The organism is Paenibacillus sp. FSL R10-2771, from assembly GCF_038000205.1.
Taxonomy (GTDB): Bacteria; Bacillota; Bacilli; order Paenibacillales; family Paenibacillaceae; genus Paenibacillus_AQ; species Paenibacillus_AQ phytohabitans.
Map to the genome: position 1 here is coordinate 5,416,181 of NZ_JBBOBM010000001.1, position 20,744 is coordinate 5,436,924.

Here is a 20,744-nt window from a genome sequence, read left to right on the forward strand (position 1 = left end):
CTGCCTTGCCGTACAATCACAGCATAGATTTGCAAAATTATGGTATGATCCGGTTAAGGACGCTTTTATACTTTCTTACAAAGGAGCGATTCAGCATGATCGGTAGCATTGTATTTGTTGGAGTAGTTGTATATGTCGCTGTGCTGGGGATTAATCACAGTAATCGTCTTCAACGCAAGAACAGGCATTACGGGAACAGAAATAATTCCGCTGATAATTATTTCTTTCCGGGGCCAGATCTGAACAACTCTGCCGGGGACAGCCGCAGCGATGATCACCGTCACAATGACGGGCACAGCGGAGCCAGCCATCACCACGGGCATCACAACCACAGCCATGGCGGCAGCAGCTGGGATAGCGGCAGCCATCACGGCGGCCACGGCGGCTGGGACAGCGGCGGTCATGGAGGACATGGCGGCGGCGATTTCGGTGGTGGTGGTGGCGATTCCGGCGGTGGTGGCGATTCCGGCGGCGGCGGTGGCGGCGATTGACTGAACAATAGAGTCTCCTCTAGGCCATGAATGGGCTGCTTGGGAGGCTTTTTGTGTATGAGCATGATGGTTCGGGCGGGCGTTTGGCAGGAAAGGACGTTCCGCGTGCTACTCCTTAATTACACCGCCATGAAACATACATTCATAGACCATTATATCTCCGGCCCAAATCACCTCTGACCCGTTGAACCAGGAGAAGTCCCCGTCTACTGAGCATTTATAGATGAGATGGCCATCCGTATAATGCTCCGGACCGCGGAAGGGTTTATCCTCCGGCACCAGGAACAATGCGGCTTTCAGGAAGTCTCCGCTGAAGCCTTCCGCGGTCACACGCCCGGCGTAATTCATCGCCCACAGCGGCTGGTCATCCTCCCACAAGGCTTCCTCTCCGGCAAACTTCTCCGAACCGAGGTAGGTGTCTATGTATTTCAAGTTCCCGCGCACAAATTCCAGATCATGAGACGCCGGACGGGACGGGGTTAACTCCGGACCCTTACCTGCATAGGTTGCTTGCTTGGCCTCCATCAGAAATTTAATCTTGTCCATCATAACTATCATCCTCCCGGAAAGTTAATCCAACCACTCCATAATAGAACATACGTTCCGTACAGACAGTGACTTATCTCCTAATATATGTATCTAAATTGGGGGGACTTAAAAATGTACCGGGCATGAGTGACAGGCCACTGGGAAGCAAGGTGTACTTGAGCTGGCACTGCGGAGTGCATAGCGGATAGTTGTATTTCGTACAGCTAAAAACCGGCGAATAACCGCATGAGCAGGGATAACTGTATTCTGTACAGCTAAAAAACGGAAAAGTGTCCTTTTATGGCATAGGAGAGTTAAATAAGTGTACAGAGTGCAATTAAACCTCCGCCTGCACAAAAATAGCCTACTTTTTGTACAAATTACAGTTATCCCATGAACAGGGGTACGCTAAGGAAGGAATTACTATCCAATCCAATTAAAAAGCCCCCGAACTGCACGAAGGCAATTCAGAAGCTTTTTGGACATCACATATAATAGTTAGCTTAAGCTGTAATAATCTGCTACGCCCTATCTTTTACAAAGTAAACTGAAAGCAGCTGAGCAATACCTCACCAGTAAATACCAGATACACATCGTCGGTTCCGGCATCTACACCCGCAATCGCGGACTGGCTATGCCATTTCTGGGCTTCGCCTGCCGGGATCTCCAGCGTTGCTGCCAGCTTGCCTGAAGGGCTTCCGGTTCTGACTTCAATGCTGCCGCCCTTCACGGAAGATACGAGCACTTCGACGCCAGCTGCGCCCTTGGCAAACTGTACATTATTGAAGGCAATCCAGGCCCCATCCTTCACCGGATGTACTGAAGCTCCGCCTGCCTTGCATTCATCCAGGAATACCGCTTCATAGTCATCGTAGTTCTCGGCTTTGACGGCTGTGTACAGGTTACGCGCCGGTACGGTGTCACCGTGTACTCTAATCTTGGCCGACAGCTTGATATCGCCGGAGGAACGGCCCACGAGAATGTTATATTCTCCATCTTCCACACAGTATTGCTCACGGCTTACATCCCAGAAGGAGAGATCAGACACCGGCAGAGTAAAGGCTACGGTCTGCGATTGTCCTGCGGCCAGATAGACTTTGTCAAAACCCTTCAGCTGCTTGAGCGGACGTCTGATCCGGGTCGACAAGGACTGCACATACACCTGAACCACTTCAGCGCCGTCTACGCTTCCGCTGTTCTCCAGCTCTACCGTCAGGCTGATCGTGCCGTCCTCCTGCACTTCTTCTGCTTCCAGCTTCAGCTTGTTGTAAGACACCTGTGCATAGCTCAGACCATGGCCGAACGGATACAATGGCTCCCCGTCGAAGTACAAGTACGTTCTTTTGCCTTTGATGATGTCGTAGTCCATGAATTCCGGAAGCTGATCCACAGAGCGGTACCAGGTCATATTCAGTCTGCCGGACGGGCTGTAATCGCCGAACAGGACATCTGCCACCGCATTGCCGAGCTCTTGCCCGCTATGGGAGGTGTACAGCACCGCCGGGATATGTTCATCGATCCAGGTGGAAGAGATCGGGTAGCTGCCGACAATCACAACTACTGTATTCGGATTGGCGGCATAGACGGCCTTAACCAGGTTCTCCTGTTCTACGGGCAGCACGATATCCGGCCGGTCGATCTCTTCCTTCCCGTTCAGCAGCGGGTGGTTGCCGACGAATACGACTGCAACCTCGGCGGCTTTGGCCGCTTCTACCGCAGCTTCTACGCCGTTCACTACAACTTTCTTATGGAATAACTCAGCTGCGGCAGATGTTTCTTCTTCAGCTGCGCGAATGGTTCCGTCCTCACCACTAATAAACAGCGGCTTGTTATTCCAGGTCCGCAGCGATACCAAATCTCCCGCTTCCGCCACCAGATTCAGCGATTCCTTCACATACCAGCCGTAGATCTCATCAGCGGAAGCTGTCAGTATACCGGCATCCGTCAGAGTGACATATTGGCCCCGGCTTGTGGCCTCCAGGGTATTAGCGCTCCAGCCCCAAGCGGTATGGCGGAACAATTCTCCGCGCTCCGGCTTGTCATGCAGCACAGCCAATCGTCCATCTTCGCCGGTGATGCCCACCGTCCGGCCGCTGGCCGCAGAGGTTAAGAGGATCCGGTCATCGCCGCTCTCGAAGGAGACCTGCTTGCCTGCCAGCTTCTTGGTCACTCCCTGCAGAGGTGTCACCGCATAAGGCAGTGTGCCGGAATACCAGTCTCTGAAGGCTTCGTCCCCCAGCGGGCCGATTACGGCTACCTTGGACAGGGCGGATGCATTCAGCGGGAGGGCTGCATTGTCATTCTTCAGCAGGACAACGGATTCCTTAGCCGCTTCAAGAGACAAGTCGCTATGCGCTTTACTGAGAATAACGGAATCATCAATCGCCGCATAAGGATTACCTTCCTCTGGATCGAACTCACCGAGCCGGAAGCGGATGCGGAAGGTGTTCGTGAGCGCGCGGTCCAGATCTTCCTCGGTCAGCAGGCCTTCACGGAGCGCCTCATGGATGACTTTAATGGTCTCCTCCGTCTCTTCGGTTACACTGTCAATCCCGTTCTTGATCGACTCGGCCATCGACTGGGCGAATGAATCGTAATACTTATGGTCCTTCACAATCCCGAATAGATCTCCGGCATCGCTTACAATGAACCCGTCCATTTCCCATTCACCCTTCACAATCTCCATCACGGCCGGGTGCAGGATAACCGGCACGCCATTCACGGAGTTGTAGGCGGTCATCATGGATTGTGCTCTGCCTTCCTTGAAGGCCGGCTTGAAGGCTTCCAGATAATATTCACGCATATTCCGCGGATCAATGCTGGATGAAGCCACACCGCGGTCAATTTCATTGTTGTTGCCGAGGAAATGCTTAAGGGTTGCTACCGCTTTCAAATACACCGGATGATCGCCCTGGATGCCTTTGACAAGCGCGGTGCTCAGCTGTCCCGTCAGCTCAGGATCTTCCCCGTAGGCTTCCTCTGTTCTGCCCCAGCGCGGGTCCCGCTCCATGTCCACGGTCGGTGCCCATAGGGTCAGGCCGTTAACGGTTGGATTCTTCCGGTAGAACGCCCGGGCCTCATCACCGATCGCTGAACCGATCCGCTGCAGCAGCTCCGGGTTCCAGGTACAGGCCAGTCCGCTTGGCTGCGGGAATGAGGTTGCTTTGCCCAGCCACGAAATCCCGTGCGCCCCTTCCGTGCCATGCTTGTAACCGCCTACACCAAGACGGTCAATCGCCGCCTGATATTGCGGCATCAGACTTACCTTCTCCTCCAGCGTCAGCCGGGAGAGCAGATCCTGAACACGTTCATTCAGCTGTACTTCAATTTGTCTAAACGGATATGTAGCTGTTTCCATTAATAATCGCTCCTTCAATCTTTATGATAACGGTTTCATCTCATCCAAAGCCAGGCGTTCACAATCCTCCGCACAGCCCGGTTGTTCTATCCTTCCCCATCATAAAAGATTAGCGCTTACAGCAACACCTGAACAATTGACATAAAAATCAGTTCATAATTAGAGAATCACCAGCTGAAATCAGGAGTTGCCGGGCTGCGGGGGATCTCCGTGCGGATAATGAAACTTCAGCGCATCGGCCGACAATCCGGTAAATTTAAGGTCCCCGCTCGTAATTACATAATCCCCTTCCGGCTTGTTCTCCAGCGGCCGCTTGCGGATCTCTTTGGGGGAGATGCCGTACCTGGCCTTGAATACTTTGTGGAAATAGGAATAGGTCGCGAAGCCGCAGGCATTCGCAATATTCTCCAGACTGAAGTCGGTATAACGGATACGCTCCAGGGCGTTCGACAGCCGGATTTCCTGCGTGTATTGAATGATGGTATACCCCGACAGCTCTTTGAAAAGATGCACCGCACGCGACACGCTGAGCCCGGCATGATCCGCAACATCCTCTACCCGCAGCGGACTGAGCGCATGCTCGTTAATGTAGCGGCGCATTCTCATCACCATTTCATTGGACCGCTTCGGCGCATCCTCAACATTGGCGGCTTCCACCGACAAGCGGTCAAGCGACAGGCAGAGCGCGCAGAGCAGATGGCGGATCAGCTCGGGGCTGTCCTGGACGATCCGGTGCTGCTCCATGCTGAGCTGCTGCCACAGGGACAGCATGCCGGCATCCAGATGGATCCGCTGATGCAGCAGACGGGGCCGCGATTCCCACCACTGCTGAATCCACGAGCCTTCACAGAGCAGGTAATAATCGCCGCTCTCAATCCTGCCGTCCATTTCCTCCACCACCAGATGATAAGGCTCTCCGGGCTGATAGATGAGCAAATCGCCGGGTTGAATGGTTGTCATTCTCCCGTTGACCAGCGCCTTGCAGCTGCCTACCACCTGCAGCCGGAAGAGGAAGAACGGCGGGGGAGTGAATGAGGTTTTGAAGGGCAGCGTATGAAAAGAATACGCGCAGGCATGCAGTCTCACGTCCACAATCGTCACCATCCCAGCCAAATAGTATATTTTTATGATCAGATAAAACATTCAATATTCCCAAATAATTAACTATACTATAACCAAATCAAAGATAAGTCCGCAAGCTTATGCCGAAAGGAACTCCACTGCCTCCATGTTGAAAAGAACCTATGCTCTGCTTCTGATTCCAACCTATCCGATATTCATGCTCTGCATGCTGCTTCAGGGAATGGCCATCTCAATCAGTGCCCCATTCCTGGCTGTCTACTTCACGGAAGAGCTTGGCGTATCCGCCGGAACCTTCGGAATCTTCACTGCCGTGACGCTCATCAGCGGTGTCGTTATAAGTATGTTAATTGCCAAACGCTCGGATACCGGCCTGAGCCGCCGCAAGCTTATGGTCATCTGCATGACGTTTAATGCCATCGCTTTTGCCGGATATATATTTATTCATGACTTCTACCCGCTGCTGATCTATATGACTGTGTTCACCGCAGCCGGTGCCCCGGCGATGCCGCAATTATTCGCTAGTAGCAGGGAAGCTGTGAACGCCAGCGCGTCCGCTGACCATGCCTTTGCTAATTCTACCTTACGCTCTATGTTCTCACTCGGATTCATCAGCGGTCCGCTGGCAGGAGCCGTTCTGCTGGGCCATTTCGGTTATCAGGGTGTGTTTCTGTCTACCACCATAATTTTCTTACTCAATGCGCTGCTTGTATTTAGTTTCGTACGTTTATCCGCAGCCGCAGCCGTCAGACAGGCCAGCAAAAGTGTACATAAGCCGGTACGGCTGCACCGGAATACCCGGGTGCTGGTGCCTTTTCTCGTCCTGACCCTGCTCTATGCCGGACACTGGGCCAACAACCTGAACATTTCACTCTTCATCATCAATACGCTTGGAGGCAATACGCAGAATGTGGCTTCGGTTGCAAGTATATGCGCACTGCTGGAAATTCCGTTCATGTTCATGCTTGGCTTGTTATCCGCCAAATATTCTAACAAGCTGCTGATGGGCTGGGGAATCGCGCTCGGTGCAGTCTATTACCTGCTGGTGCTTGGAGCCGGAGAGCTGTGGCAGCTCATTGCCGGACAGGTGCTGCTGGCTTTCTTCGTAGCCGTAATCTCAGCGATTGGAATCAGCTATATCCAGGACCTGCTGCCGGACCTCCCGGGCTACGCATCAACGCTGTATACCAATGCTACAACGATTGGCAGACTGACCGGAAGCCTGGCAGGCGGAGCAGCCGCACAGTGGGTCGGCTACCGGCATTCTTACTGGCTGTGCCTGATCCTTATTGTATGTTCACTGGGACTGCTGCTATGGCCGCAGCGTTCCCCGGAAGAGAAGATTACCCATCAGATGGCATCCTGACAGGAGGAATTCCTATGCAAATACTACTCATTGACGATAACCCTCATGTACGTGATCGCCTGAAGCACATGCTGGAGCTGCTCTTCCCCGAAGCGGCGGATATTCTGGAATCCGGCTGCGAGCCTTCAGCCCTGCGGCTTATTCAGAAGCATAGGCCTGAACTCATTATTACAGATGCCAGGCTGCTGCTGCTTAGCGAAGATATGCCGCTCGACCAGTGGTATGATCAGCATACTCACGGCAGAATCATCGTCACCAGCAGCCATGAATTTGTCCTGAAGGCCTTCTGCCAGGGGGGCATCGATTCTCTGCTAAAGCCCATTGAACTTGGTGCGCTGGAAGAAGTACTGCTTGGATCAGCAGGGATGAGCAGCAGTTATGATCATCCCTATCTCGAACAAGCGGAGCTCCAGCGCTCAGACCAGATGATATGACCTATAATTACGGCAGGACACAAAAAGAGACCGGCGGTGAACGATCCGCTGATCTCTTTTTCAATATATATATAAGTCTAAATCTCCATATCCTTGCCTGTATAATCCACGAACATGAAGTGTCCCTCCGGCGCGGTGCGCTGCTCAATCAGGCTGAGAATACCTTCCGCACTGGTGCGCGGGCTCGTTGGCGCTTTCGCTCCGCCCATATCGGTGGGCATCCAGCCGGGATGCACGCTGAGTACATGTACACCACGCTCTTTCAGGGTAACATGCAGCTTCTGCGAGAACATATTAAGTGCTGTCTTGGAGATGGTGTACGGGTAGCTGCCCGGGTAAGCATTCGTAATGCTGCCCGCCTCGGACGAGATGTTGATGATCGACGCATCCGGCTCTGTAAGCAGCGGCAGGAAGTGCTTGACCACCCGCATCGGTCCATACAGGTTAATATCGAGCGCAAGCTGCATCTCGGCAATATCCAGCTCTTCAAGCGGAGTATCCGAGGCATTCAGCACGGCAGCATTATTAACAATGGAGCCCAGCGTCCGCCCCTCTTCCTTGAGGCTGGCAGCAAGCGCCGCGATCCCCTCTTCGTCCGTAACATCGAGCGCAGCCACCGTCAGCTTGTCTCCATAATCTGCGGCAAGCCCGGACAATGCCTCTTGTCCCCGGCTCAGATCACGCACACCGGCAATGACTGAATGTCCGCGTTCCAGCGCTATTGCAACAAGATCAATCCCCAGTCCGCGTCCGGCTCCTGTAATCAGTATATTCATAAGATCATCCCTCCTCTATGACACTCTTACTTATTTATCGTTCTCCAGCAGCTCCAGGATCACCTTCAACTCTTTGAACGTATCCATATAAGCATAACGTCCTCCGGTGTACTCCCCCTTCTGTTGAAGCGGGAAGCCCTTGCCTTCGAGCAGCATAATCTTCTCCTTCATTCCCTCCACTGCAAAAGCAATGTGGTGAAGCCCTTCCCCGTGCTCATTCAGATAGTCGCGCCAAGTGCTCGGCTGATGATCCGGTTCAATCAGTTCCAGCTGCAGGGAGCCCATATCGAAAAAAGCGAGCTTCGCCCGAGCCTCCGTCGCCCCGCCATTATAGTTAGTCTGAGCAATATCTGCCGTATCTGTAATGCCGATCTCCGGTTTCTCGATACCAAAGAAGTCCGCATATGCCGCGCTTACCTTCTCGATATCATTCACCAGAATTCCAATCTGCGTAATGAAGTGATTCCCAAGCAATCCTGACATCAGGCTATACCTCCTTCTATTCTGACCAGACTACCATACCCAAACCATGAAAGGGCTGTCAAGCCTGGCACAGAGAAGTTTCACGGTAAATGACAACAGACAAGAATCACCGACTTAACCCTCCGGATGTGCCGGAGACCCCGTGACTGCCGACAAAAGTAATGAGCCAATCTGAATTCCTGCATAGAATACAACATTCTGCCCGTCAATACGGCCGTAAGCGGGAATTGTTGTACGAAATGCAGCAATTCTCGCTATCCAAGCTGATTAATGAAACAATTCTTGTATTTCGTACAACAATCTGCTCAAATACTCCGACATCTGCGGACTAGAGTTGCAAAATATACAACAATTCTCCAGTCGTCAACTTGAGAGGGCCTCATTATCAGCAAATTATATAAGGCACACGACTTCTCCCATTACCTATGGATTGGCACTTGGCTGGCTGGTTATAGCCTTAAATGCGATGCACCGGGCCTCTCTTCTGTTGTCTTAATCTTCCGCTCCCGGCTTCATCCGGTACTTGCGGTAGTTCCGCAGCTGGGTCAGGAAATCGACGAATTTCATATCGAATTCCTCTTTGAACAAATGGCTGGCATATTTGCCCGAGATCTGGAACCGGTCGCTTAGATGCTTAAGCGAAAGATCGGGATTATCGAAATTCTCTTCTATATATACCTCCATATACCTTCACATACCTTCATGTCGCTGATCATCGCCCGGTAGCTCTTCGATCTAAATATAACCTGGAGCCGGAACAGACTCAGTGTGCAATATAAGCGTCGACTTTATATCCCGAGCCGCTGCTGGTTAATTTGGCATTATAGTAACCCATGTTTCCATCCGGCTTGCATTTATAATCCCCGGAGCAGCCGCAGACGAAGAATTTCGTCCGTGGGTATCCCGGATTAATATTGCTAAGCTTCCGGTAGAATTTATGTCCATGATGTGTGAAGATAGCCAGGACCCTGTCTCTGGCTTTTACCGGAATCGCCGAGAAGAACCTGGATGTCTCCGCAGCGCTGAGCACATGACTGGATTCAACCGTAATTCCCTGCACTCTTAGCGGCCAGTGGAAATCAATAATATAGAAATAGCGGTCATCCAGATTGCGCAGCAGAGTGATACTTGCCGGAGTGAATTGTCCCAGAGCACAATCAAGCCATACATATTTCACCTTCCCCTGTGTGCCCGGGAAATTCATCTGTCCGGTAACCGCCCCCAAGTATTGCGTAAATAGGGACCGGGTGCTTGCCTCCCAATTTCCTATAGAGGCCTTATACGGGATGCTTCCAAGTGTGCTTGTTACTGAATCTTTGAAGTCTTTGTAATACGCGTTCGCATTGTTCCCGTGATCCGCTCCTGCCTGTGCATTATCTCCGCCAAAGATGAAAAAGCGCTTATTGCCGCTACTCACTGCTTTGGGCAAAAGACTTTTAAAAATACTCAAGCTGTTTCCGTATCCTACATGGCTGTCGCCAAACACCGCAAATTCGACGGTCTGAGCCTTTATTCTGCGTTTCACTCCGGGCACAGCCTGGCGCTTTGCAGGAAGCACCCTTTTCCGTTTTGGACCTGTCTGCCTCTTCACTTGGAACCACCTCATATCAATAGATTCGCGATGCACAGTGATATCTACTATATATATGCGGAATGAATTGGCGGTTCTTGGACCGATGGACCTTCCTTAACTCGAACGCAGCGAAGTGATCTGTTTGGCCAGATACTGCGGCGAATACGGCATATCCTCCCGGAGCCAGGCGATGATCGTACCGATAAGGGCTGCTGAGCCGTACCATACGGCAATATCCTTCTGAACCGTTACTTCCGAAGCGTTGCGGGTAGCCAATCTTCTCTCCACCCGGGTGGAAATGATATCCGCCATCAGCCTGAACAGACGATCGGTGAATATCGTACTCTTCCGCGACGTTAGCACAATTTTATAGAATTTGGCATTCTCCGCAATATGCGTCAGCAGGCGCTCCAGCATCGGCCATTGTTCTCCTTCTGCCGCTTCCGGATTCTCCATATAACCGCTTACCACTTGAAGCACGTCCTCGGCCATATCATCCGCCATCTTCTCCATCATATCGGGGATATCCCGGTAATGCAGATAGAAGGTCACACGGTTAATTTTGGCCCGTTCCGCGATACGGTTGACCGTAATTTTCTCAATGCTCATTTCTTCCATCAGATCAATTACAGCATCTCTCAGCAATTGGCGTGTACGCAGGACACGAGGGTCCGTGTGCGGGGGAGCTTTCGTCATTTTAACCACTCCATTCTTCAACGTTCAAATCGCAGACTACACTTTTTAATAAAATGTCGTTTATCACCTATATAAACTACATTAATGTCTTAATCGTAAACTAATATACAGTTTTTCAGAAATCGTTGCTTGATTACATGAAAATTTCATCTATAATCTACTTTATACATTGTAAACTATACAACACACTGTAAATTTAGTCCATGATTCGGCGATTTGAAAGGATGGAGAATAGTGAGTAACAAGACAGACATTAAAGACAGTTCCATCAAAAAGGGACCTATTCTTTTCGTAATGATTCTCGGTGCCTTTCTGGCCACACTGAATCAGACGATAATGAGCGTTGCCACACCGGAGTTAATGCATGACTTCAACATCACGGCTGCAACGGCCCAGTGGCTGACCACCGGGTATATGCTGGTTAACGGTGTACTGATTCCAATCACAGCTTATCTGATGCAGCGTTTCACTACACGTGAGCTGTTCCAGGCATCTATGTTTATCTTCTTCGCAGGAACGGTCGTTTCCGCTATGGCGACAAGCTTCCCGATTCTGCTTACCGGACGTATGATTCAGGCAGCCGGTGCCGGTATTATTATGCCGCTGCTGACCAATGTCATCTTAACCCTGTTCCCGCGTGAGAAAAGAGGCGCCGCCATGGGTATGGTCGGGCTCGCCATTATCTTCGCCCCGGCGATCGGCCCAACTCTGGCCGGATATATTATGGAACACTATTCTTGGGAGACTATGTTCTACGGCATGCTTCCACTCACAGTCATCGTTATCGTATGCGGATTTATTTATCTGAGAAATGTAGCAGAGCGTTCTTATCCAAAGGTCGACTTAACCAGCGTGGCCTTGTCCACCATCGGATTCGGAACCTTGCTGTACGGCTTCAGCCGGGCGGCCAGCGCAGGCTGGTCGAGCGCAGAGGTGCTGTTGTCGCTTGCTGCAGGTGTGATTTCCCTCGGCTTGTTCGTATGGAGACAGCTGGCTTCGGATAGCCCGCTGCTGGATCTGCGGGCCTTCAAATATAATATGTTCTCCCTGACCACTGTTATCAGTGTCATGGTCACGATTGTGATGTATGCAGATATGATGCTGCTGCCGCTCTACCTGCAGAACGCACGCGGCTTCACGGCGATGGAATCCGGCCTGCTGCTTCTTCCCGGCGCAGTTATTATGGGCTTGCTCATGCCGGTTACCGGCAAGCTGTTTGACCGCTTCGGTGCAAAATGGCTGGCCATTATCGGCCTGCTGATCACGATCCTCGCTACCCTGAGCTTCGTGAATCTGACCGACTCGACAAGCTATGCCTATCTGATGCTCATGTCCACCGGACGCCGGATCGGAATGGCGCTGCTGCTCATGCCGATTCAGACCCTGGGCCTGAACCAGCTGCCATCCAAGCTTAATTCGCATGGTACAGCCATCTCGAATACTGTAAGACAAGTGGCTGGCGCTGTGGGTACTTCCCTGCTGGTTACCGTAATGACCAGCCGTACCACTACCCACATGAAGGATATGATGGTCAGTGGCGTGCAAGACACCAAGGAACACATGATTACAGCAGCTACCATCCAGGGGATCAATGATGCGTATCTGGTCATCGTGGGTATCGGCATCATCGGCCTGCTGCTCTCCTTCTTCATCAAGAAGGTAGGCCAGGCCTCGGAGAAAGAACCCGAAATGAAGCTGAAGACGGTTGTTGCCAAGGAAGTCTAGGTTATGCAAAAGGGGCTATCCCAAAAGCCATGAAATGGCTGCTTGGGATAGCCCCTTTTTTGTTGACGTCACAGTAGGTACTGCCTGCCTCCTCGCATAAACCAAACGCTTGTAGTACAATAATATCTTGGCTGTACAATATAGAAGAAGAGTAAGAGGTGCCCGGATGGCTATTAGCTTCACGAAATCTATGCTTAACCGCTTAAATCAGGAAATTACAGAGATGGAATCGGGTATAGCAGAGCTACAGAAGAAGACCCACAAGACCCGGCTCAAAATTAACCAGATCGAAAAAGACTGCAAATTAAGCACTTCCCCCAGCGCACTTAGCAGCAAAATGAGCCGGATCACCAAATTACAGGCAGAACTCAAAAAAATCTCCCAGCAGCATTTAGAGCTGTCCAAGGAGATTAACAAAAAGAAGTCCACGCGCGCCCAGCTGCCGCCTGCGGAATAGCCCGTTTCCTGGCTGATCGGTTTAACCAGAGCCCGGCAGTTACCCCTTCTGGTCTTGCCGGACACGCAGCCAGGCCAGCAAATAGATCACGCATAAGAAACCCCAAAAGTAATTAGCGAATATACTCTGCCCTAATGCTGCGGAGAGTAGGATATGATACAGACAAGTAAATACAAAAAATGACGCTAATACCACGGTCATGGTTCTGGCGGATACCTGCTTCGGAATGGCGCTTCTTGAAATGAGGTAGGCAGCGGCAACAGCGATGGCTAAAGACAACACTATCCTCAGATTCTGATTCTTGAACATATCATGCATTGTAATCACAGCCGCCAGTCCAACAAAACACGCAATGATTTGGATGATATTTCTCGTTTTCATTCGATCCCTCCTGTGCACTTGAATAACTCTCATTTATGTTATTTTATCCCATACACTTCTTACTTGTCTGTGATTAATGGCAATTAACGCACAAAGAACCAAAGGAACGGATTCCCTTGGTTCTTCATCATTTCATTCAGATGATCAGGACTAAGCGCGGTTATTCACTGCGCAGTGCAGCAACCGGGTCCTTCTTCGCTGCCATCTTGGCCGGAATCGCACCGCCGAGCATAGTCAGCAGGACGCTAATCACGCCTAGAATGAGCGCATGCAGCGGGTTAAGCTGAGCCACATTCTTCAGCTCGGTCAGGTTATACAGAATCGCGTTAACCGGAATGGTCAGCAGGTAGGTAATGCCGATCCCCAGAATCCCCGAGCAAGCCCCGATAATGAAGGTCTCGGCATTGAAGACCCGTGTAATGTCCTTCTTGCGGGCACCCAGCGCACGCAGTACGCCGATCTCCTTCGTCCGCTCCATAACGGAAATGTAAGTGATAATCGCAATCATAATCAGTGAGACCACGAGGGAAATCGCTGCAAAGGCAATCAGCACCATCGTGATTCCGTCCATAATCCCGCCGGAAATGTTGGTGACAATAGCCGCCAGATCGGTATACTGCACCTGATCCTCCGTTGCCTTCCCTTCATTCCATTTGTCCAGATAGGCTGTAACGGATTCTTTGGCACTGAAATCAATCGGGTACAGCGAGACTGCGCTTGGAATTTCAGTTGCCCCCAGAGCGGCAAGTGCATCGTCTTTAGTCAAGAAAGCCATACTGCCTGCTGCTGCCATACCAGCGTTCATGAGGGGGGAACCGCCCATTGCGCCACTCGAACCCATGCCGGCTACCCCTTCTGACAAGGCCTGCCCTGTCAACACATTGATATCTGCGGCTTCCTGTGCAAGCACAATCTCAGATTTCTGTGCATCGGCAATGAACGTTGCGGCCAGCTCATCGGAATAGACAATGCCGGGAGACAGCGTAGAAATGCTGGAACCTTCCTGCCCGCGCAGAACACCAACAATGTTCAGCGTCACGGCATCTGGACTGTTGTAGAGAGCGGTCAGATCAGCAGCTGTTCCATTGACAACAAACTGCTCGCCATTTTTCTTATAATAATCATTGTTCATTACCAGCTTCAATTGAGTTCCGACAAGATCGCTCAGATTGATGCTCTTAGCTTTATAATCCAGACCCAGAGCATCCACTGCTGCATCGGTCAGACGGTTGTATTCATCCACGATGAGCACAAGATCGGTCTTCTCTGTAGGGAATGATCCTTCCAGCAGATCGTAGTACTGCTCCAGATAGCTTCCCGAGGCACTGCCCTGTTTGCTTGGATATGGGGCTACAGTGATATTGCTTTTATCCAGCGTGGTTGCCTTGTCCCCATCCATAACCAGCCAGTTCATATTCACGGTACGGGTATAAGAGACGCCGTCAATCAGCTTAGGATCGATTCCATCCAGATACTCGATATACTCCTTGGTCAATACATTCGTATGCATGGCTGAGTTTACGGTCGGGTCATACGGATAGAGCTTTTTATCTGCCGGATATGAGGTAAGTTCCGTTGACTCTTGACCCGGAGGGCCTGCGTTCTGCAAATTAATCGCCGTCTGGTTAATAGAGATCGGGAAGTTGGACAAGGCCCCGGTTTCATACGAGCTGATCTGTTTATCGAAGCCGTTGGACAAGGACAGGATCAGCGCGATGCCAATAATTCCGATACTTGAGGCAAAAGCGGTCAACCCCGTACGCCATTTCTTGGTGGCGATATTTTTACCGGATAATTTCAGTGCTGTGAAAAAGCTCATGCTCGTTTGTTTCAGCTTATAAGCACTTGAGGTCTTCTGCGTGGCCAGCGGATTGCTGTCCGAGATCGCATGACCGTCCGAGAAGCGGATGACGCGGTCTGCATAGCTCTCTGCCAGCTCCGGATTATGGGTAACCATGATCACCAGCTTATCCTCCGCAATGGTCTTGATCAGCTCCATGATCTGCTCACTGGTCTCTGAATCCAAGGCGCCTGTAGGCTCATCCGCCAGGATAATGTCCGGATTGTTCGCCAGCGCACGGGCAATCGCTACACGCTGCATCTGTCCGCCTGACAGCTGATTCGGCTTTTTGTGCACATGATCCTTCAGTCCAACCTTCTCCAGTACTTCAAGCGCCTTGCGGTGCTTCTCGGCTGAAGCTATCCCGCTGAGCGTCATCCCCATCTCCACGTTGTCTGTAATGCTCAGATGTGAGATCAGATTATAGCTTTGAAAAATAAAGCCGACACTATTATTACGGTACGCATCCCACTCGCTGTCTTTGAAGCGCTCTGTCGATTGGCCGTTGATGATCAGCTCTCCGCTGTCATACTGATCCAGCCCGCCGACGATATTCAGCAGCGTGGTCTTGCCCGAGCCGCTTTGGCCCAGAATCGCAACGAATTCACTTTCCCTGAAATTGAGATTCACTTTATCCAGTGCAACCTGTGTAAATTCGCCGGTCTTGTAGCTCTTGGTGATGTTTTTTAATTGCAGCATTGTCCGATCTCCCTTTCCATCCCTGTAATCATTAGTCTCTCTGAAATCTTCTAGTCTTACTGTACCCCAGTATAGCCGCCCAATATAAACTAAACCTAAACTCCCAGTTGAGACTGGCTTGATCTTGATGAGGTATACTAAAACAAGTACTTTGGCTTCGAGGGTTACTCCGGTACTTTGCGGGGAACCCATAACCATATAAACAAGCTATACGTTGAATAACATGGAACCGTTCCAGGAGGAGACCTTATGTTTAATATTCTTGTGGTTGAGGATGATGCCAAGTTACGCCAGCTCTTCTGTACCGTGCTCACCAGAAATGGATACCAGGCCTTGCCGGCCGTGAATGGCGAGGATGCGCTGGACGTGCTGGATAAGGAATATATTGATCTGATTATCTGCGATATTATGATGCCCCGGATGGATGGCTTCGAGCTGACGCGGACGCTTAGGGACAACAACCAGCAGCTTCCCATTCTTATGGTGACCGCACGGGAGAATTTTGCCGATAAGCAGCAGGGCTTCCTCGTCGGGATCGATGATTATATGGTCAAGCCGATCAATGTGAATGAGATGATCCTGCGTGTCGGGGCGCTGCTGCGCCGGGCCAAAATCATCAGCGAGCGCAAAATCGAATGGGGAGAAACCGTGCTGGATTATGATACGTTAACTGTAATTCAGGGGCCTGAGAGTATCCTGCTTCCGCAGAAGGAATTCTATCTTCTCTACAAAATGATCTCTTATCCGAATAAAATCTTCACCAAGCAGCAGCTGATGGATGAAATATGGGGGATGGATTCCGAATCCGATGAGCATACGGTGGTGGTTCATATTAACCGCCTGCGTGAGCGATTCAGGGATAGCGATGATTTTGAAATCGTCACCGTCCGGGGGCTTGGCTATAAGGCGGTGAAACGGGGATGAGGAGCGGCAAAAACAGCGGCCTGTGGTGGTATTTTGTATCCATGGTATTTATCATCATTCTGTCGTTTGTCTTTATTATGGCTGTGCTGGCCTTCCTGTATTTCCGGGTAGAAAATAACACCTGGGAGCACGGGAACCCCTTTCCGCCTATTCTGACTATGGTGTTATTCAGTCTGGTCATCGGGACCACCATCAGCATTATGGTAGGCCGCAAAATATTGTCCCCGATTACGGACTTCAGCAAAGCGGCCAAGGAGATCGCAGGCGGCAACTTCGATATCTATTTGAATGAGTCGCACCGCGTCAATGAGATCAGTGAGGTGGCACATCACTTTAACCTCATGGTCCAGGAGCTGCGCAGCATCGAGACCCTGCGGAATGATTTCGTTGTCAATGTGTCTCATGAGTTCAAGACCCCTATTGCAGCTATCGAAGGCTACGCCATGCTTCTGCAGGAAGAGAACCTGAGCAAAGAGGAGCATGACGAATACACCGGGATGATCATCGAGAGCTCACGTCAGCTGTCCAATCTGTCCGGCAATATCCTCAAAATATCCAAGCTCGAAAATCAGGAAATGCTTACCGAGCTGGCTGAATACCCTCTGGATGAGCAGCTCCGCCAGGCGCTGTTGCTGCTGGAGTCCCTCTGGTCTGCCAAGCAGCTTAATCTTAATCTCGACCTGGAGGAGCAGCGCTATTATGGAAATGAAGAGCTGATGATGCAGGTGTGGCTCAATGTGCTTGGCAATGCGATCAAATTCACGCCGGAAGGCGGTGAAATTTCGGTCTCCATTCAAGCGGACAGCTCCTGGATCTCCGTAATGATCTCCGACACCGGGATCGGCATGACTCCGAAGGTGCGTAAGCATATCTTCGAGAAATTCTACCAGGGCGACCCCGCCCGCGCCGCCGGAGGCAACGGCCTCGGGCTGCCGCTGACCGCGCGCATCATCAGCTTAAGCAAGGGAACCATTGAGGTGCGCAGCGAGCCGGGGCAAGGCTCGGCGTTTACGATCAAGCTGCCGGTTGCGGGAGAGTGAGCGGGAGCGGCAGACGAAGAGGAGGGGAGAGCGGGGGAAGAGGAGGGTAGCGGCGGAGCAGTTGCTCCTCAGTGTCACCTGACCGCCGCTCTCGGCGGACTCTGGGGCACTTCTGCCCCTCTTTTACGCTATACCGCCCACTTGGAGCGACATTAGTGGGATTTATCCCTCTAATTCCAGCATTTCGCCCAGTCGGGACGGCATTAGTGGGATTTATCCCTCTAATTCCAGCATTCCGCCCGTTTGGGGCAGCATTAGTGGGATTTAGCCCTCTAATTCCAGCATTCCGCCCGTTTGGAGCGGCATTTAGTGGGATTTATCCCTCTAATTCCAGCATTTCGCCCGTTTGGGGCAGCATTAGTGGGATTTATCCCTCTAATTCCAGCATTTCGCCCAGTCGGGACGGCATTAGTGGGATTTATCCCTCTAATTCCAGCATTCCGCCCGTTTGGGGCAGCATTAGTGGGATTTATCCCTCTAATTCCAGCATTTCGCCCGTTTGGGGCAGCATTAGTGGGATTTATCCCTCTAATTCCAGCATTCCGCCCGCTTGGAGCGACATTAGTGGGATTTATCCCTCTAATTCCAGCATTCCGCCCGTTTGGAGCGGCATTAGTGGGATTTCTCCCTCTAATTCCAGCATTCCGCCCGTTTGGAGCGGCATTAGTGGGATTTATCCCTCTAATTCCAGCATTCCGCCCACTTGGAGCGGCATTAGTGGGATTTATCCCTCTAGCGTTAGTACTCTACCATAACTCTAGGTCCATAAAAGATGGAATAAGCTCATACCGGCACACCCTGTTACCCCCCTGCACCAACACAGGTTTAAACTTACCTTTTTCACATAGAGAATTCATATATTTCTTTACTGTACGTTGATCAATCGCAAGTTCGTTCACCACCTCCACTGGCCGGAGGAACCCGTTCTTACGGCTGGCGATCCGCAGAATATCCAACTCTATCCTCGTAAATTGTCGGCTTCCCTCATCCGTATTTTTCAACAAACATGGAGTAAGTAAGGATTTCAGCAGAGAAATTGTCAGCTCCGGCGATGATTCCAAATCATCATAAGGGATCGCAACCACACGGTACCCGGCAATTTGCAGATATGTTTCCCTATTAAGTTCCTGGCGGTATCTGGTCCGGTCTGTGTTCTGAACATGCGGCCCGTATCCTTTCACCTCAATAGCTACCTTAACCTGACCCGGCTTCCATACAAAGTCAACAAAATAAGGTCTTCCCCGCCAATCCGCTACCTCATACTCCGGGTGAAGATCGTCCATATTACCAAAAATCGGCCACCACACCCGCTCCACAAACATTTGCTCACCATGCCGGTGTCCCCGTTCCAGCCGGTCCAGACGTTCCCCGGTTCTCCGTTTCTTGTGATACTCCAGCCATTGGTGATGCTCTTCAGCGAACCCCATTCCTCTATTCCTCCTCTGCAAAAGCCCCCGCCCCCCGCAAAGAGGAGCCTTGTCTTCTTTGATTGCCCGGTTGCTCGGCGTAGACTCCAGAACCTATAGTTTCTGGCGGAGTAATGCACACAAAAAATCCCGCACCCAAAAATCCATGGGTACGGGATGTGCTTCATCCGTTTTATAGATTATAGTTCTTGCTGCTTCCCCGCGTCAATGAACTCGTTGGCCTCCGGTAACAGCCGGAATCGCTGATCAGTTATCGTCAGGGTATATGGCCCGCTGGAGCGTAGATAATTTCATATGTGTTACTTTTAACGTCTCCTCATCGAAGCTAAACGCCATGACATATCCTCTATCGGAATTGACCTTATCGCCTGGAAGCAGGCGCGGGATCAACACCCCGTCCATATTCTCAAATGTGTAGCTTAGAATAACTCCATATGTGTTGCTTACTTCTGCATATGTACCATACGCCTTCAGTACATCCTCCAGCGTACTTACTCCGGGCCGGATATGCTGCAAGGTAGCGGTCAAAGCCGGTTCCCCAGCGTCTTCGTCTGCTTTTACCGACCATGAATCCATCTTGCCTGACGAATCATAATGGACAAATACACCCTTATACATCTCATTGTTAAACACATCTTGTCCGGTGGAGGCTCCATAATATTGTTCAACCAGAGACCTCGGGCTGCTCCATTCCATAATGAGCTTCCCGCCCGGATCACCTATCCCGAAATCCGCCTCAGTAACAGGTACCGCTGTGAAATCCTTTATTCCCGTACCCTTGTCCGGTAATGGGGGTAGCCCCCCTCGGTCTGACAGCTCCTGCGGCCGGGGATTCAATATATTTCCTTTCAGCTTCAACATCCTGATCCACTCCAACGCCTCTGCCCGGGTTAACGTTGCATTCCCATTGAATCCCTCCACAGTAGGCTCTTCCGGAAGCGGAAGCAGCTGATTTCCAAGCAGAAAAATAATGGAATCCCTATCACTATAGTTCTTGCCCAGAGCAGAGGCTATGAACTGCGCAGCTGTCTGTCTGGTTATAGGCGCAGCTTGTGCCTGTGGGTCCTGAAGACCCGGGATGGGATGCTTCCAATTTTTCGCCATTCGATAAGGTCCAGCGGTCCACTCTTCCCCAAAGATCGTTGCCTTCGGATATCCGAAGGAGAGATAGTACACCTTCAGAAATTCAGCTTCCGTAATCGGCTGGTCCGGCCGGAAAGTCAGGTCTGAATAACCGGTTATATACTGATTCCCCAGCGCCCAGCGTACCCACCGCTCCGACCAATGACCTTGAATATCCGGGAAAATAGGAGAGGTGACTCCCGTGTCATTGTCATCCGCTGTTTCCTCATAGCTCACTGAATCCGCTCTAACCGGATAATCCGGTGTGACGGCACCCGCAATCGTACCCGCAATCAGTCCGGCAACCACCAGTTTGATTGTTCTCAATCTGATCTATCCTTTCG

19 protein-coding genes are annotated in these 20,744 nt (G+C 51.2%); 7 read left to right on the forward strand and 12 right to left on the reverse strand.

Features of this window, described 5'->3' with window-relative positions; translation table 11 throughout:
- The first annotated feature begins 95 nt into the window (after window positions 1–95).
- Entirely contained in the window at window positions 96–491 is a 396-nt protein-coding gene (locus NSU14_RS23040; RefSeq protein WP_042134780.1) for a hypothetical protein, read from the forward strand.
- A 108-nt stretch (window positions 492–599) separates the two neighbouring features.
- Here the strand turns inward: NSU14_RS23040 and NSU14_RS23045 are convergent, their stop codons facing one another.
- The 3 genes from NSU14_RS23045 to NSU14_RS23055 form a co-directional block, all read right to left on the reverse strand.
- Entirely contained in the window at window positions 600–1,040 is a 441-nt protein-coding gene (locus NSU14_RS23045; protein ID WP_197074341.1) for a DUF5680 domain-containing protein, read from the reverse strand.
- Window positions 1,041–1,554: 514 nt separating this feature from the next.
- Entirely contained in the window at window positions 1,555–4,377 is a 2,823-nt protein-coding gene (locus NSU14_RS23050; protein ID WP_340947424.1) for a glycoside hydrolase family 3 protein, read from the reverse strand.
- Window positions 4,378–4,557: 180 nt separating this feature from the next.
- Window positions 4,558–5,469 (reverse strand): helix-turn-helix domain-containing protein, encoded by a 912-nt coding sequence (locus NSU14_RS23055; RefSeq protein ID WP_179093411.1) that lies wholly within the window; start codon window positions 5,467–5,469, stop codon window positions 4,558–4,560.
- A 136-nt stretch (window positions 5,470–5,605) separates the two neighbouring features.
- Here NSU14_RS23055 and NSU14_RS23060 point away from each other — a divergent pair, with 136 nt between their 5' ends.
- Complete coding sequence (locus tag NSU14_RS23060; RefSeq protein ID WP_076242529.1) at window positions 5,606–6,823, forward strand: sugar efflux transporter; 1,218 nt, start codon at window positions 5,606–5,608, stop codon at window positions 6,821–6,823.
- 14 nt (window positions 6,824–6,837) lie between these two features.
- Complete coding sequence (locus tag NSU14_RS23065; RefSeq protein WP_076242528.1) at window positions 6,838–7,257, forward strand: response regulator; 420 nt, start codon at window positions 6,838–6,840, stop codon at window positions 7,255–7,257.
- 77 nt (window positions 7,258–7,334) lie between these two features.
- Here the strand turns inward: NSU14_RS23065 and NSU14_RS23070 are convergent, their stop codons facing one another.
- The 5 genes from NSU14_RS23070 to NSU14_RS23090 form a co-directional block, all read right to left on the reverse strand.
- Entirely contained in the window at window positions 7,335–8,033 is a 699-nt protein-coding gene (locus NSU14_RS23070; protein WP_076242527.1) for an SDR family oxidoreductase, read from the reverse strand.
- Between the two features lie 30 nt (window positions 8,034–8,063).
- Window positions 8,064–8,519 carry a VOC family protein gene (locus NSU14_RS23075; RefSeq protein WP_042140871.1) on the reverse strand — a complete coding sequence of 152 codons (456 nt, stop codon included), beginning with the start codon at window positions 8,517–8,519 and terminating at the stop codon, window positions 8,064–8,066.
- A 489-nt stretch (window positions 8,520–9,008) separates the two neighbouring features.
- Window positions 9,009–9,200, reverse strand: coding sequence for a hypothetical protein (locus tag NSU14_RS23080; RefSeq protein ID WP_445670060.1), 192 nt, complete (start codon window positions 9,198–9,200; stop codon window positions 9,009–9,011).
- Between the two features lie 79 nt (window positions 9,201–9,279).
- Complete coding sequence (locus tag NSU14_RS23085) at window positions 9,280–10,041, reverse strand: metallophosphoesterase (RefSeq protein ID WP_231575309.1); 762 nt, start codon at window positions 10,039–10,041, stop codon at window positions 9,280–9,282.
- A gap of 162 nt (window positions 10,042–10,203) precedes the next feature.
- Complete coding sequence (locus tag NSU14_RS23090; protein WP_076242526.1) at window positions 10,204–10,785, reverse strand: TetR/AcrR family transcriptional regulator; 582 nt, start codon at window positions 10,783–10,785, stop codon at window positions 10,204–10,206.
- A gap of 234 nt (window positions 10,786–11,019) precedes the next feature.
- On the opposite strand from NSU14_RS23090, the gene NSU14_RS23095 reads away from it, so the two are divergent.
- Together NSU14_RS23095 and NSU14_RS23100 are read left to right on the forward strand one after the other, a co-directional pair.
- Window positions 11,020–12,510, forward strand: a complete 1,491-nt coding sequence (locus NSU14_RS23095) for a DHA2 family efflux MFS transporter permease subunit (protein WP_042134765.1) — start codon at window positions 11,020–11,022, stop codon at window positions 12,508–12,510.
- Between the two features lie 166 nt (window positions 12,511–12,676).
- Complete coding sequence (locus NSU14_RS23100; RefSeq protein WP_039308497.1) at window positions 12,677–12,967, forward strand: hypothetical protein; 291 nt, start codon at window positions 12,677–12,679, stop codon at window positions 12,965–12,967.
- 39 nt (window positions 12,968–13,006) lie between these two features.
- On the opposite strand, the gene NSU14_RS23105 is transcribed toward NSU14_RS23100, so the two are convergent.
- Window positions 13,007–13,348 (reverse strand): hypothetical protein, encoded by a 342-nt coding sequence (locus NSU14_RS23105; protein WP_039308499.1) that lies wholly within the window; start codon window positions 13,346–13,348, stop codon window positions 13,007–13,009.
- Window positions 13,349–13,508: 160 nt separating this feature from the next.
- The gene (locus tag NSU14_RS23110) at window positions 13,509–15,887 is read right to left on the reverse strand and encodes an ABC transporter ATP-binding protein/permease (RefSeq protein ID WP_340947425.1); all 2,379 of its coding nucleotides are present in this window, start codon (window positions 15,885–15,887) and stop codon (window positions 13,509–13,511) included.
- Window positions 15,888–16,136: 249 nt separating this feature from the next.
- Here NSU14_RS23110 and NSU14_RS23115 point away from each other — a divergent pair, with 249 nt between their 5' ends.
- Together NSU14_RS23115 and NSU14_RS23120 are read left to right on the forward strand one after the other, a co-directional pair.
- Window positions 16,137–16,811: a response regulator transcription factor gene (locus tag NSU14_RS23115; protein ID WP_076242524.1), complete on the forward strand. Its 675-nt coding sequence runs from the start codon at window positions 16,137–16,139 to the stop codon at window positions 16,809–16,811.
- Window positions 16,808–17,851, forward strand: coding sequence for a HAMP domain-containing sensor histidine kinase (locus tag NSU14_RS23120; protein WP_042134756.1), 1,044 nt, complete (start codon window positions 16,808–16,810; stop codon window positions 17,849–17,851). The genes NSU14_RS23115 and NSU14_RS23120 overlap by 4 nt, the downstream gene beginning before the upstream one ends.
- A gap of 746 nt (window positions 17,852–18,597) precedes the next feature.
- Here the strand turns inward: NSU14_RS23120 and NSU14_RS23125 are convergent.
- A complete protein-coding gene (locus NSU14_RS23125; protein WP_340947426.1) occupies window positions 18,598–19,278 on the reverse strand; it encodes a hypothetical protein in 681 nt (226 codons plus the stop codon).
- 246 nt (window positions 19,279–19,524) lie between these two features.
- Complete coding sequence (locus NSU14_RS23130) at window positions 19,525–20,727, reverse strand: S-layer homology domain-containing protein (protein ID WP_076242522.1); 1,203 nt, start codon at window positions 20,725–20,727, stop codon at window positions 19,525–19,527.
- Window positions 20,728–20,744: the final 17 nt, after the last annotated feature.